This window comes from Sphingomonas kyeonggiensis, from assembly GCF_014204495.1.
Lineage (GTDB): Bacteria > Pseudomonadota > Alphaproteobacteria > Sphingomonadales > Sphingomonadaceae > Sphingomonas > Sphingomonas kyeonggiensis_A.
Window position 1 is genome coordinate 937,659 of the sequence record NZ_JACHLN010000002.1, and the last position, 11,565, is coordinate 949,223.

At 65.1% G+C, this 11,565-nt stretch carries 12 protein-coding genes; 5 read left to right on the plus strand and 7 right to left on the minus strand.

Annotated elements, in window-relative coordinates:
* Positions 1 to 58: 58 nt before the first annotated feature.
* Positions 59 to 703 carry a sensor histidine kinase gene (locus HNP52_RS12010; protein WP_184167224.1) on the minus strand — a complete coding sequence of 215 codons (645 nt, stop codon included), beginning with the start codon at positions 701 to 703 and terminating at the stop codon, positions 59 to 61.
* 349 nt (positions 704 to 1,052) lie between these two features.
* On the opposite strand from HNP52_RS12010, the gene HNP52_RS12015 reads away from it, so the two are divergent.
* The 4 genes from HNP52_RS12015 to HNP52_RS12030 all read left to right on the plus strand — a co-directional run bounded on the left by HNP52_RS12015 (position 1,053) and on the right by HNP52_RS12030 (position 4,453).
* The gene (locus HNP52_RS12015; RefSeq protein ID WP_184167227.1) at positions 1,053 to 2,135 is read left to right on the plus strand and encodes an AraC family transcriptional regulator ligand-binding domain-containing protein; all 1,083 of its coding nucleotides are present in this window, start codon (positions 1,053 to 1,055) and stop codon (positions 2,133 to 2,135) included.
* A 57-nt stretch (positions 2,136 to 2,192) separates the two neighbouring features.
* Entirely contained in the window at positions 2,193 to 3,209 is a 1,017-nt protein-coding gene (locus tag HNP52_RS12020; protein ID WP_184167230.1) for an adenosine deaminase, read from the plus strand.
* Entirely contained in the window at positions 3,206 to 3,718 is a 513-nt protein-coding gene (locus tag HNP52_RS12025) for a phosphoribosyltransferase family protein (RefSeq protein ID WP_311768451.1), read from the plus strand. The genes HNP52_RS12020 and HNP52_RS12025 overlap by 4 nt, the downstream gene beginning before the upstream one ends.
* Positions 3,719 to 3,841: 123 nt before the next feature.
* Entirely contained in the window at positions 3,842 to 4,453 is a 612-nt protein-coding gene (locus HNP52_RS12030) for a CC0125/CC1285 family lipoprotein (RefSeq protein WP_184167233.1), read from the plus strand.
* 327 nt (positions 4,454 to 4,780) lie between these two features.
* On the opposite strand, the gene secA is transcribed toward HNP52_RS12030, so the two are convergent.
* The 5 genes from secA to HNP52_RS12055 form a co-directional block, all read right to left on the minus strand.
* The gene (gene secA, locus HNP52_RS12035) at positions 4,781 to 7,522 is read right to left on the minus strand and encodes a preprotein translocase subunit SecA (protein WP_184167236.1); all 2,742 of its coding nucleotides are present in this window, start codon (positions 7,520 to 7,522) and stop codon (positions 4,781 to 4,783) included.
* 117 nt (positions 7,523 to 7,639) lie between these two features.
* Positions 7,640 to 7,900 carry a hypothetical protein gene (locus HNP52_RS12040; protein WP_184167239.1) on the minus strand — a complete coding sequence of 87 codons (261 nt, stop codon included), beginning with the start codon at positions 7,898 to 7,900 and terminating at the stop codon, positions 7,640 to 7,642.
* 121 nt (positions 7,901 to 8,021) lie between these two features.
* Positions 8,022 to 8,795, minus strand: coding sequence for a class I SAM-dependent methyltransferase (locus HNP52_RS12045; protein WP_184167242.1), 774 nt, complete (start codon positions 8,793 to 8,795; stop codon positions 8,022 to 8,024).
* Between the two features lie 57 nt (positions 8,796 to 8,852).
* Positions 8,853 to 9,146, minus strand: coding sequence for a hypothetical protein (locus HNP52_RS12050; protein ID WP_184167245.1), 294 nt, complete (start codon positions 9,144 to 9,146; stop codon positions 8,853 to 8,855).
* Positions 9,147 to 9,247: 101 nt separating this feature from the next.
* On the minus strand, positions 9,248 to 9,880 hold the full coding sequence (locus tag HNP52_RS12055; protein WP_184167248.1) for an energy transducer TonB: 633 nt from the start codon (positions 9,878 to 9,880) through the stop codon (positions 9,248 to 9,250).
* A gap of 73 nt (positions 9,881 to 9,953) precedes the next feature.
* Between HNP52_RS12055 and argJ the strand changes: the two genes are divergently transcribed.
* Positions 9,954 to 11,180, plus strand: coding sequence for a bifunctional glutamate N-acetyltransferase/amino-acid acetyltransferase ArgJ (gene argJ, locus HNP52_RS12060; protein ID WP_184167251.1), 1,227 nt, complete (start codon positions 9,954 to 9,956; stop codon positions 11,178 to 11,180).
* Positions 11,181 to 11,241: 61 nt separating this feature from the next.
* On the opposite strand, the gene trxA is transcribed toward argJ, so the two are convergent.
* Positions 11,242 to 11,562, minus strand: a complete 321-nt coding sequence (gene trxA, locus HNP52_RS12065; protein WP_184167254.1) for a thioredoxin — start codon at positions 11,560 to 11,562, stop codon at positions 11,242 to 11,244.
* Positions 11,563 to 11,565: the final 3 nt, after the last annotated feature.

Genomic DNA, 11,565 nt, shown 5'->3' on the forward strand with positions numbered 1-11,565 from the left:
TGAGGGGACGGGCGGGGCTTCAGAGGCCCGGTGGGGAATGGGCCTCTCGGGGGGTAACTCAGATGAACTCGGGTCCACGCGGCAGGGCGAGAACGAACACGGCGCCCTCCCCCGGCTCGGCCGGCTCGATGGTCAGCGTGCCGTCATGCGCGTCGACGATCGTCTGCGAGATGGCGAGGCCGAGGCCGGTGCCGTCCACCTTTGTGCTGACCATCGGCTCGAACAGATGCTCCCGCACGCCGACGGGAATACCAGGCCCCGTGTCCGCCACGCGGATGCGGACGCGCTCGCCTTCGGTCCAGCTCGAAATCTCGATCTTGCGGACCGGGCTGTTCCACATGGCCTGCGCGGCGTTGAGCAACAGGTTGGAGAGCACCATCTCGATCTGGATGCGATCGGCAAGCACGCAGGTCGATCCCGGATCGAAGCTGCGAACCACCTCGACATCTTCAAGGCAAGAAAGCCGGGCGCTGACGGCATCAAGCATCTCGACCAGGCACTCCGGGCGCACATCGACGCGACCCGTCTTCACGAAGGTGCGCATCCGCAGCACGATATCCGAAGCCCGCGCGGTCTGGGCCGCCGCGTCCTCGATAAAGCCCAGCAGTTCCTCCAGCCCATGGATGCGCTGGCGGATGACCGAAGCGCAGCCCAGCATATAGTTGCTGGCCGCGGTGAGCGGCTGGGCGAGTTCATGCGCCATTGCCGCCGCCATCGCGCTCATCGCGGTAAGGCGCGCACGTGCGGAAGGATCGCTTGGCGAGCACGGCTCGGGGGGCGAATCATTTGCAGGAAAGCGAACCGACTCGGGCGCTTCAGGCAGCCCATTACCTTCGGCGCCAGCGTTACGCCTGGCGGCCGAAACCCCATCGAACCCCATTTTTTTCTCCGTGCCCCTGGTTTCCTGCCCATGGAAACCGGTGTCCCAGATATTAATACGACAACCTGCGCCTGACTGCTTTGCATTTCGCGCCAGCTACTTGGCAGTTCACGCCACCACGCATAGGATTCGTAATGTTCCGGATGCACTCCGGGCATGGGGAGGGTCCTGCATGGCGTCTGCACGTGCGGCCATACTGAGGAACTATGTTTCGGTCGCCCTGGACGTTGGCCTCGATCCTTATCGCATACTTGCCGACACCGGAGTCAGCCCATCACAACTTCGCAATCCTGAGGAAAGACTGCCCCGGGGCGCGATCGCATCGATCCTCGAACGCTCGGCCATCGAGGGGAACTGCCCGCATTTCGCGATGCTTCTCGCCGAACGGCAGGATCTGTCCTCCTTCGGCCCGATAAGCCTGGTTCTGCAGCAGCAGGAAACGCTGGAGGACGCCATCCGCATGCTGGTCCGCTACCAGCACCTGCTCGGCGACCTGCTGACCTTCAACTTCGAGCTCGGCGGCGACAGCGCACTGGTGCGGACCCAGATCATCAGCAACATCGACTTCGTGCCGCGCCAGGCGCATGAAGCGGTAGGCTCGATCCTGTCCCGCGCCTTTACCGAGATCGGCGGCGAACGGTGGAAGCCGGACTGCCTGCACTTCATGCATGCCGCCCCCCGCTCGCTGGAATTCCATCACCGCATACTCGGCTGCCCGGTAGTCTTCGGGAGCGATGTGAACGGGATCGTCTACAGCCGCGAGGCGCTGCGGGCGCGCAATCCGAGCTACCGCGCCAACCTCGCCGCCTACGCCAACAGCTATTTCGAGGCGCAATTCCCTTCGGCCCCGCCACAGAGCCAGACGGACCGCGCCCGCCAGGCGCTCTATCTCCTGCTCGCCTCGGGCAACGCTTCGATCGAGAGCGTGGCGCGCCATCTCAGCGTTTCCCCGCGCACGCTCCAGCGCCGCCTCGAAACCGAAGGCACCGGGTTCAGCGCGGTATTGAACGCCGTCCGCAAGGAGCTGGTGGTCCGGCACCTGCTCAACAATGTCCACTCGCTCGCCACCGTCGGCGAGATGCTGGGCTATACGTCGCCGGCCGCGTTCACCCGCTGGTTCAGTTCGGAATTCGGCATGTCGCCCAGCGCGTGGCGACGTTCGAGCAACGATGATCACAAGGATGCCGACCCACCGGAGGAAGACGAGTCCGGGCGGGCCGGCCAACAGGGACTATCCGCGCCACATCCCCTCTGAGGGCAACCGACACGCCCTCCCCTTGCGACTCTCTCGCGCGCCTGCGATGTTCCCGCGATGCGAGACCTCGACACTTTCATCGCCGGCCTGCCCAAGGCGGAACTGCACCTTCACATCGAAGGTAGCCTCGAGCCCGAGCAGATGTTCGCCTTTGCCCAGCGCAACAACGTCGCCATCCCCTTCGCCTCGGTGGAGGAAGTGCGCGCGGCCTATGAGTTCTCGAACCTGCAGGACTTCCTCGACATCTATTATGCCGGCGCCGACGTGCTGCGCACCGAGGAGGATTTCCGCGACCTGGCCCTCGCCTATTTCGAGCGCGTGGCGAAGGACGGCGTGGTCCATGCCGAGATCTTCTTCGATCCGCAGACCCACACGCACCGCGGCATCCCCTTCGGGGTAGTCGCCAACGGCCTGCTCGCCGGCATGGACGAGGCCGAGAGCCGGCTCGGCATCACCTCGAAGCTGATCCTCTGCTTCCTGCGCCATCTCGACGAGGAAGACGCCTTCAAGACGCTGACCCAGGCCCAGCCCTGGATCGACCGGATCGCCGGCGTGGGCCTCGACTCCTCGGAAGTCGGCCATCCGCCCTCCAAGTTCGAGCGCGTCTTCGCCGCCGCCGCCGCGATGGGCCTCAAGCGTGTCGCCCATGCCGGCGAGGAAGGCCCACCCGCCTATGTGGAGGAAGCGCTCGACCTGCTCGCGGTCGACCGGCTCGACCATGGCAATCGCAGCCTCGAGGACCCGGCGCTGGTCGCCCGTCTCGCCCGCTCGTCGATGACGCTGACCGTCTGCCCGCTTTCCAACGTCAAGCTGTGCAATGTGGCCTCGGTCGATGTGCATCCGATCGACCGGATGCTCGAGCTCGGGTTGCGCGCGACAGTCAATTCGGACGACCCGGCCTATTTCGGCGGCTATGTCGCCGATAATTACCGCGCGATCGCGCAGGGCCGCGATCTCAGCCGCCGCGACCTGGTGACGCTGGCGCGGAACTCTTTCCTGGGCTCGTTCCTTTCGGACGACGAAGTCGCCACCCACCTCGCCCGGGTAGACGCCTATGCGGAGGAACACGCTTGAGCATCGTCTTCACCCATTTCACCCACGAGGAGATGGTCGCGGGCATCCACGCCATCGCCGGCGATGCCGAGGCCTGGAACCCCACCCTTCTGGTCGGCATCGGCCGCGGCGGGCTGACGCCGGCGGTATTCCTGTCGCACCGCATGGGCCTGCCGCTGGTCTCGATCGACTATTCGACCAAGATCGCCCAGTTCGGCGAGGAACTGGTATCGGTGCTCGCCCGGCGGACGCGCGACGGCGACCGGCTGCTGTTCGTCGAGGACATCAACGACAGCGGCAAGACGATCGGCGAGCTTCGCGCCGAACTGGCTGCCGAGGGCGCGATCGCCAGCCGCATCCGCTTCGCCGTGCTGCTCGACAATATCCGCTCGTCGCAGCAGGTCGATTATCGCTCGCGCCGGATCGACCGTTCGATCGACAAGGACTGGTTCGTCTTCCCCTGGGAGGCGATGGCCCCGCGCGACACGCTGGCGGAAGACGCCATGGAAGTTCCCGAACGACTCGCGTGAGTTGCCCGTGACCGTTCAGGCGCTGTCAATCGTACTTATGGCACGCTCCGTCGCGGACACATCCCTGTCGGCACGCGTTCGTTCCGTCATAGCAGTGACCAGACCTAACCCTCGGAGAGAAGCATGTTGAGAACTCCCAAGCGCCCCCGGATCGCAGCGCTGGCTCTCATCCTCGCCGGCAGCATCTCGCTGTCCGCCTGTATGACCGCGACCCCCTATCAGCCGGCAACGGGCAACGGCACCGCCGCGCGCAACGGCTATTCGGACACCCAGATCGAAAGCAATCGCTTCCGCGTCAGCTTCGCGGGCAACAGCCTGACGGCGCGCGAGACGGTCGAGCGCTACCTGCTCTATCGGGCGGCCGAGCTCACCCTGCAGCAGGGCTTCGACTATTTCGTGCTCGCGGATCGCGACACCGAGAAGAAGACCGACGTCGTCCGTACGCCGGGCGCATGGGGCGGCCCCGGCTGGGGCGGCGGTCCCTGGGGATATTGGAGCCCGTCCTGGCGCTTCTATCGCGGCCCGCGCTGGGGCTGGCGCAGCTGGGATCCCTTCTATGACGATCCCTTCTGGCGCGATCGCGACTGGGACTATCGCACCGTCACCCAATATGAAGCGATGGCCGAAGTAGTAATGGGCAAGGGTCCGAAGCCGGCCGACAATGTCCGCGCCTTCGACGCGCACGAAGTGGTCAACCGCCTTGGCCCGTCGATCCAGATGCCGACCGCAAAGTAAGCGGGCACGAAAACCCTTCCTGCCCGCGCGGGAAGGACTTCGAGAGGGAGGGCCAGTCAGCCCTCCCTTTTCTTTTGCCTGAGACCGGGCCCGTTCCAACACCGGCGGCGAGGACCACTCGCGAAAGTACACGAAGTACACGCCAAGAGCTGGTTTCCGCGGCACTGAAGCTGACAAGCTTCCCGGATTCGCCGCGCCCCCAGGAATCGCCATCCCCGCACAGGCGGGAATCCAGGGTTACAGGCGATGCGCTCTTTGCCCTGGATTCCCGCCTGCGCGGGGATGACGGGATTTGGGAGGGCGGACCCAAGGTCCGCCCCAACCGGATCAGGCCACCTGGCCGTGGCAATGCTTGTACTTGCGGCCCGAGCCGCACGGGCACGGCGCGTTGCGGCTGACCAGCCCTTCCCACTGCGCCGGATCGGTGCCGAGATCCTCAGGCGACGGCTGGGGAATCCCCAGCTGCGGCAGCCGCGTGGTGACCAGGCCGGCAGCACCGCCGTCATAGTCATAGGTATCGTCGTCGCCGGTCAGCGGGTCGATATGCGTGGTCAGGAAGTCGGGCAGCTGCGGCAGCTCGGGTGCCGGCTCCATGCGGAACTGGGCGAAGGCGAGCGTGCGCGTCACGTCCTCGCGGATTTGGCCGAGCATGCGCTCGAACATCGCGAACGCTTCGTGCTTGTACTCGTTGATCGGCGTCTTCTGGGCATAGGCGCGCAGATGGACGACCTGACGGAGCGCATCGAGCATCGCGAGATGCTCCTTCCAGTGATGGTCGAGATTCTGCAGCAGGATCGACTTCTCGATCGGGCTCCAGGTCTCGGGCTCGAGGTCGGCCGCCTTGGCTTCGACCAGCTGGTCGGCTGCGGTGCGGATGCGCTCCTCGACCATTTCCGGCTCGATCTGCGCTTCGTCGCGGATCCACTGATCGACCGGCGCCTCGACATTGAGGGTGCCGACCAGCTTCTCCTTGAGCTCCTCGACCTTCCACTGCTCGGGGTAGGAGCCGTGCGGGCAATATTCGCCGACGATGGCGTTGACCGTTTCCGCGCGCATGTCCGCGACGACGTCACCCACCGTCTCGGCATCCATGATGTCCGCGCGCTGCTCGTAGATCACCTTGCGCTGGTCGTTCATCACGTCATCATATTCGACGACCTGCTTGCGGATGTCGTAGTTGCGCGCCTCGACCTTGCGCTGCGCGGTCTCGATCGCCTTGGACAGCCACTTCGAGCCGATCGCCTCGCCATCCTCGATATTGTTGCGCATCATCTTGGCGAACAGCGTGTTCGAACCGAAGATGCGCAGCAGATCATCGTCCAGGCTGAGGTAGAATCGCGACAGGCCCGGATCGCCCTGGCGGCCCGAACGGCCGCGCAGCTGGTTATCGATGCGACGGCTCTCATGGCGCTCGGTACCGAGCACGAACAGGCCGCCGGCTTCCTTCACCTTCTGCTTCTCGGCATCGATCTCGGCCTTGATCTGCTGGATCGCCGCTTCCTTGGCGGGGCCTTCCTCCATTTCGGAAAGCTCGTCATGGACGCGGAATTCAAGGTTGCCGCCCAGCTGGATGTCGGTACCGCGGCCGGCCATGTTGGTGGCGATGGTCACCGCACCCAGGCGACCCGCCTGCGCGACGATATGCGCTTCATGCTCGTGCTGGCGGGCGTTGAGCACGCTATGCTCCACGCCTTCCTTCTCCAGGAACTCGGAGAGCATCTCGCTCTTCTCGATCGAGACGGTGCCGACCAGCACCGGCTGGCCCTTGGCGGAGTGCAGCTTGATCTTCTTGGCGATCGCAGCGAACTTTTCGTCGAGCGTCTTGTAGAACTCGTCCTCCTCGTCGACGCGCTGCACCGGCAGGTTGGTCGGGATGGTGACGACGTTCATCTTGTAGATGTCGAAGAATTCCGGCGCCTCGGTCGCCGCGGTGCCCGTCATGCCGCCCAGCTTCGGGTACATGCGGAAATAGTTCTGGAAGGTGATCGAGGCGAGCGTCTGGTTCTCGGGCTCGATGTTGACGCCTTCCTTGGCTTCCACTGCCTGGTGCAGGCCGTCCGACCAGCGGCGGCCGTCCATCATGCGGCCGGTGAACTCGTCGATGATGACGACCTTGTCGTCCTTCACGATATAGTCGATGTCGCGCTTGAACATCACGTTCGCGCGCAGCGCCTGGTTCAGGTGGTGGACGACCTGGGTGTTCTCGAAGTCATAGAGATTGGCACCCTGGAGCAGACCGGCGGCCTCGAGCATGCGCTCGACCTTCTCGGTGCCGTCCTCGGTCAGCACGATGGTGCGCTGCTTCTCGTCCTTCTCGTAATCCTCGGGCACGAGCTGCTTCACGACCACGTCCACGCCCATATAGAGCTCGGACTTGTCGTCGGTCGGGCCCGAGATGATCAGCGGAGTGCGCGCCTCGTCGATCAGGATCGAGTCGACTTCGTCGACGATCGCGAAGTTGAAGGGACGCTGCGTCATCGACGCGCGATCATATTTCATGTTGTCGCGAAGGTAGTCGAAGCCGAATTCGTTGTTCGTGCCGTAGGTGATGTCCGCGGCATAGGCCTCGCGGCGCTCATGATCCGACAGGTTCGGAATGATCACGCCGGTGGTGAGCCCGAGGAAACGATAGACGCGCCCCATCCAGTCCGCGTCACGCGAAGCGAGATAGTCGTTGACGGTGACGACGTGCACGCCATCGCCCGGCAGCGCGTTGAGATAGGTCGCGAGCGTGGCGACCAGGGTCTTGCCCTCGCCGGTGCGCATCTCGGCGATCTCGCCGCGGTGGAGCACGATGCCGCCGACCATCTGCACGTCATAATGGCGCTGGCCGAGCACGCGCTTGGCAGCCTCGCGCACCGTGGCGAAGGCTTCGGGGAGCAGCGCGTCGAGCTTCTCGCCATTGGCGAGGCGCTCGCGGAACTTCACGGTCTGGTTCGAGAGCTCCTCGTCGCTCATCGCCTGCAGCGCGGGCTCGAAGCCGGCGATCTTCTTGACGATACCGTCGAGCGACTTGACGTAGCGATCGTTCGAGGAACCGAACAGGGTCTTGGCAAAACCGCCGAGCATGGATTTTCCAGTCTATGTCTTAAGGTGGTCGGACGGGCGCGCAGGCAATGGCCAGCGCCCGTTTGGATGCGGAAACGGAAAAGTACGGCTCCGCGTTTCAGCGGGCCGCAAAAAAGCTCATTCGAGCCGGCGCTCGAAAGGCAGGTGCGACGCGGCAAGCGCGGTCTGCACGGCCGCAAGCGGCCTGGCCTTTTCGGGGCGAAGGAGCGGCACCGCGGGCGCCGGCGCAGCGCGGCGGGCCGGAAGCACCGCAGCCTGGGCCGACTGGGCCGCCTGGACCACCGCGATGCCCTGGACCTGCCGGATTCCACCGCGATCGGCCTGACCGATGCCGGTCAGGCTCGCGAGGAAGGCAGTCAGGAGAAGCAGCAGTTCCAAAGCAATCTCTGTGACGTGACTAGCGCCCGCCAGCCAGGCGGGCGCAACACAGACATAGTGACTGCTATGGCATTCGTCTAACTAAAAGCTCGGCCGGACGTGTCGCCTCGCCGCAGCCGGGTCACTCGCCCCATACCGCCCAGGCGCAATAGGGCTGATGCGGGAAGCGACGCAGGCGCAGATTGCCGAGCCCGACGATCTCATCGAGTGCTCGCGTTTCCCCGGGGAAATGCGGGCAATTGAGTTCGTCGAACACGAGCAGGGAACCGCGCGTGAGGCGTGGCAGCACCAGCTCGAGCGCGTCGCGGGTCGGCTTGAACACGTCCATGTCGAAGATCGCCATGGAGACGACCGCCTGGGGGTTCTTCTCCAGCCAGTCCGGCAGCGTGGCACTCACATCGCCCTTCACCAGCTCGTACTTCTGGATCTGCGGGATCGGCGAAAAGCTCTCATGCAGCGAGAGCAGCTCGGCCAGTTGCGCCTCGTATCCCTGCGACGTCGAATAGTCGCCCGCATTGGAAAAGCCGCCATCCTTGGCGTCGACATCGACAAAGCCGCTGAACGTATCGAAGCCGACGATACGGCGGCTGTGATTGAACGGCTCATACATGCCGCGCAGATTGACGAGCAACGACATGGTCGCGCCCCAGTGCACCCCAAATTCGCAGATCACCCCGGGCACGTCGAGGATCTGGCGATAGAGCATGTCCTGATAGAGGATCCGCGAGATTACCTGCCGCTTGAGGAACACCATCGAATGATAGTTCCACTGCGGCCCGAATCCGCCCTCGGCAAAGCGCGCCCTGGCCAGGGCGTGGAGCTTCGCGTCGTTATCGGATTCGGTCGCGGCACGCTGCGTGAATTCACCTTCGATCTTCTGAAGTTCGGTACGCATAGATTCTCCCTGCCGTCGCCCCCCCAATTGGACTTCCGCACGGAACTGACTTCTGCGTTACTTCGCCGGAGCTCCCGTGACGAACTCGACCGCAGCCGAGCGCGATTCCGGCGCCTTGCCCTTCTCGACCGGCAAGGTGAGGCTCTGCACCTGCTGGCAGGCGACCTTGTCGATGCCCGGGCTGCCGCTCGACTGCTCGAGCGTGCACGTGGAGACCGTGCCCTTGCTGGTGAAGTCGAGATGGACAATCGGCGCCTTGGTATAGGTGGCCGGAAGCTTCTGCACCGTAATCGTCATGATCGGTGGCACAGCAGTCTGGCCGGCAAGCGCCAGCAGGGTAGCGAAGATCATCTTTTTCCTCTCGATTCTCTAGGTACCCGCGCATTGGTAACGGGTACCGGACCTTTGTCTACGCGCTCCTTCGTACCTTCGGCACACTTAACCGCGATTGGTCAGGGGGCCTTGGGTACGTCGACGGAAACCAGCACCATGCGGGTATCCGGCCGCAGCCCGTCCGGACGGGGATCGGGACGCACAGCCTGCGCCATCGCCTGGTCGCACGCGACCTTGTCGAGCGGGATGCTGCCGCTGCTGACCTCCGCCCGGCATGAATCGGGCTTGCCTTCGGCGGTGAAATGCACGCGCAGCAAGGCGGGGCGCGCATAACCCGTCGGGATCTTCTTGAGGTTCAGCTCAATCCCGAGCGGCTCCGGCCGCATTTCCTTGATGCGCTTGTCGCTGTCGCCGGGGAACTTCCAGGTGAAGCTGCCCTTGTAGATACTGACGATGGCCACGCCGCCTGCATCACGGGCCGGCTGAAACTTGCTGCGTGCCAGCAGGACCCCGCAGGTGGTCTGATCCAGCTCTATGAAACCCGAGGTCTCGGCGACGCGACAGTCCGTCACCTTGCCGGTCGCATCCACGCGGAGCAGGAAGCCCGTTGTCCCATTGGCGTGCTGGGCAAATGCCTTTGTGGGATAATCGTCATCGCTCAGCCACCTCAGCGGCGTGATCGGCGTCGGCCTCGGCTCGGCGCTTGCCCCCGCATCCTGCCCGGCGAACGCCATCGCCAGGATCACCGACACACTTGCTCCCAAAACCATTGATCTTTCCCCCCGCTTGCCCGAAGCGGACGGCAACTTAGCAACAGGTTAGCCCATGTCCATCGAACGCTCCCCGCTCGCGCTGCCCTTCCCCGCCCTGCCGGTGATCCCCGGCGTGACCACCCGCGTGGCGCGGGCGCGCTACAAGAACTGGGACCGCTGCGACCTGACCTTTGTCGAGCTGGCGCCGGGCACGACGGTGGCGGGCGTGCTGACCAGCAGCAAATGCCCCTCGCCCGAAGTGGAATGGTGCCGCAAGGCGCTGCCGCTGGGCACTGCCCGCGCGCTGGTGGTCAATGCCGGCAACTCCAACGCCTTCACCGGCAATCGCGGCCGCGCCGCCGTGGAGGCGATCGCCGCCCGCGCCGCCGCGCATCTCGGCTGCCAGCCCTCCGACGTGTTCGTCGCCTCGACCGGCGTGATCGGCGTGCCGCTGCCGATCGACAAGGCCGAGGCCGGGCTCGACAATGCCTTCACCGCCGAGCCGTGCGGCTGGGAAGACGCCGCCGCGACGATCATGACCACCGACACCTTCGCCAAGGGCGCGGTGACCCGCGCGGTGGTGGGCGGCAAGACCGTGCAGCTCGCCGGGATCATCAAGGGATCGGGCATGATCGCGCCGGACATGGCGACGATGCTCGGCTTCATCTTCACCGATGCCGCGGTCGATCCTGCCTTCCTGCAGACCGCGCTGAGCGACGCCAACGGCAAGAGCTTCTCGTGCATCACCGTGGACGGCGATACCTCGACCAGCGACACGGTGCTGGCCTTCGCCACCGGCAGCGCGGGCAACGCGGTGCTGGCGAGCGACGAGGATGACGGCGCCGACGCGTTCCGGGCCGCGCTCAAGGACCTCTGTCACCAGCTGGCGCTGCTCGTCGTGCGCGACGGCGAAGGGGCGCAGAAGCTGATCGAGATCACGGTGGAGGGCGCCGAGAGCGATGCCAGCGCGCACCGAATCGCGATGTCGATCGCCAATTCGCCGCTGGTGAAGACCGCGATCGCCGGCGAGGACGCCAATTGGGGCCGCGTGGTGATGGCCGTGGGCAAGGCCGGCGAGCCCGCCGAGCGCGACCGCCTCGCGATCCGCTTCGGCGCCACCCAGGTGGCCCGCGACGGGCTGGCGGTGGAGGGCTATGACGAGGCGCCGGTCGCCGAGCACCTCAAGGGCCGCGAGATCGAAGTCGGAGTCGAGCTCGGGCTTGGCGAAGGCCGCGCCACTGTGTGGACCTGCGACCTGACGCATGGATATATCTCGATCAACGCCGACTATCGCAGTTGATCTGGCGGAACTGACCGGCAGGCCCCCGGTCCAGCGACTGCCGGACCGGGATGCAATCAGCTCAGAGCTTGCTCTGCACCCACTGCTTGATCGCGCTCTTCGGCATCGCGCCGACCTGGGTGGCGGCCGGCTGGCCGTCCTTGAACAGGATCATCGTGGGGATGCCGCGCACGCCGTACTTGGTCGGCGCGTCGGGATTCTCGTCGATGTCGATCTTGATGATCTGCACCTGATCGGCCAGCTCCTCGCCGAGTTCCTCGAGCGCGGGGGCGATCATCTTGCAGGGGCCGCACCACTCCGCCCAGAAATCGACGAGCACGGGCTTGCCGGACTCAAGAACGTCGGTTGCGAAGGTGGCGTCGGTGGTAGCCTTGGTGGCCATGGA

Bases quoted from the DNA above. Each gene is read 5' to 3' on its own strand.
- HNP52_RS12010 (WP_184167224.1), bottom strand. From the start codon at position 703: ATGGCGCATGAACTCGCCCAGCCGCTCACCGCGGCCAGCAACTATATG.
- HNP52_RS12015 (WP_184167227.1), top strand. From the start codon at position 1,053: ATGGCGTCTGCACGTGCGGCCATACTGAGGAACTATGTTTCGGTCGCC.
- HNP52_RS12020 (WP_184167230.1), top strand. From the start codon at position 2,193: ATGCGAGACCTCGACACTTTCATCGCCGGCCTGCCCAAGGCGGAACTG.
- HNP52_RS12030 (WP_184167233.1), top strand. From the start codon at position 3,842: ATGTTGAGAACTCCCAAGCGCCCCCGGATCGCAGCGCTGGCTCTCATC.
- secA (WP_184167236.1), bottom strand. From the start codon at position 7,522: ATGCTCGGCGGTTTTGCCAAGACCCTGTTCGGTTCCTCGAACGATCGC.
- HNP52_RS12045 (WP_184167242.1), bottom strand. From the start codon at position 8,795: ATGCGTACCGAACTTCAGAAGATCGAAGGTGAATTCACGCAGCGTGCC.
- HNP52_RS12050 (WP_184167245.1), bottom strand. From the start codon at position 9,146: ATGATCTTCGCTACCCTGCTGGCGCTTGCCGGCCAGACTGCTGTGCCA.
- argJ (WP_184167251.1), top strand. From the start codon at position 9,954: ATGTCCATCGAACGCTCCCCGCTCGCGCTGCCCTTCCCCGCCCTGCCG.
- trxA (WP_184167254.1), bottom strand. From the start codon at position 11,562: ATGGCCACCAAGGCTACCACCGACGCCACCTTCGCAACCGACGTTCTT.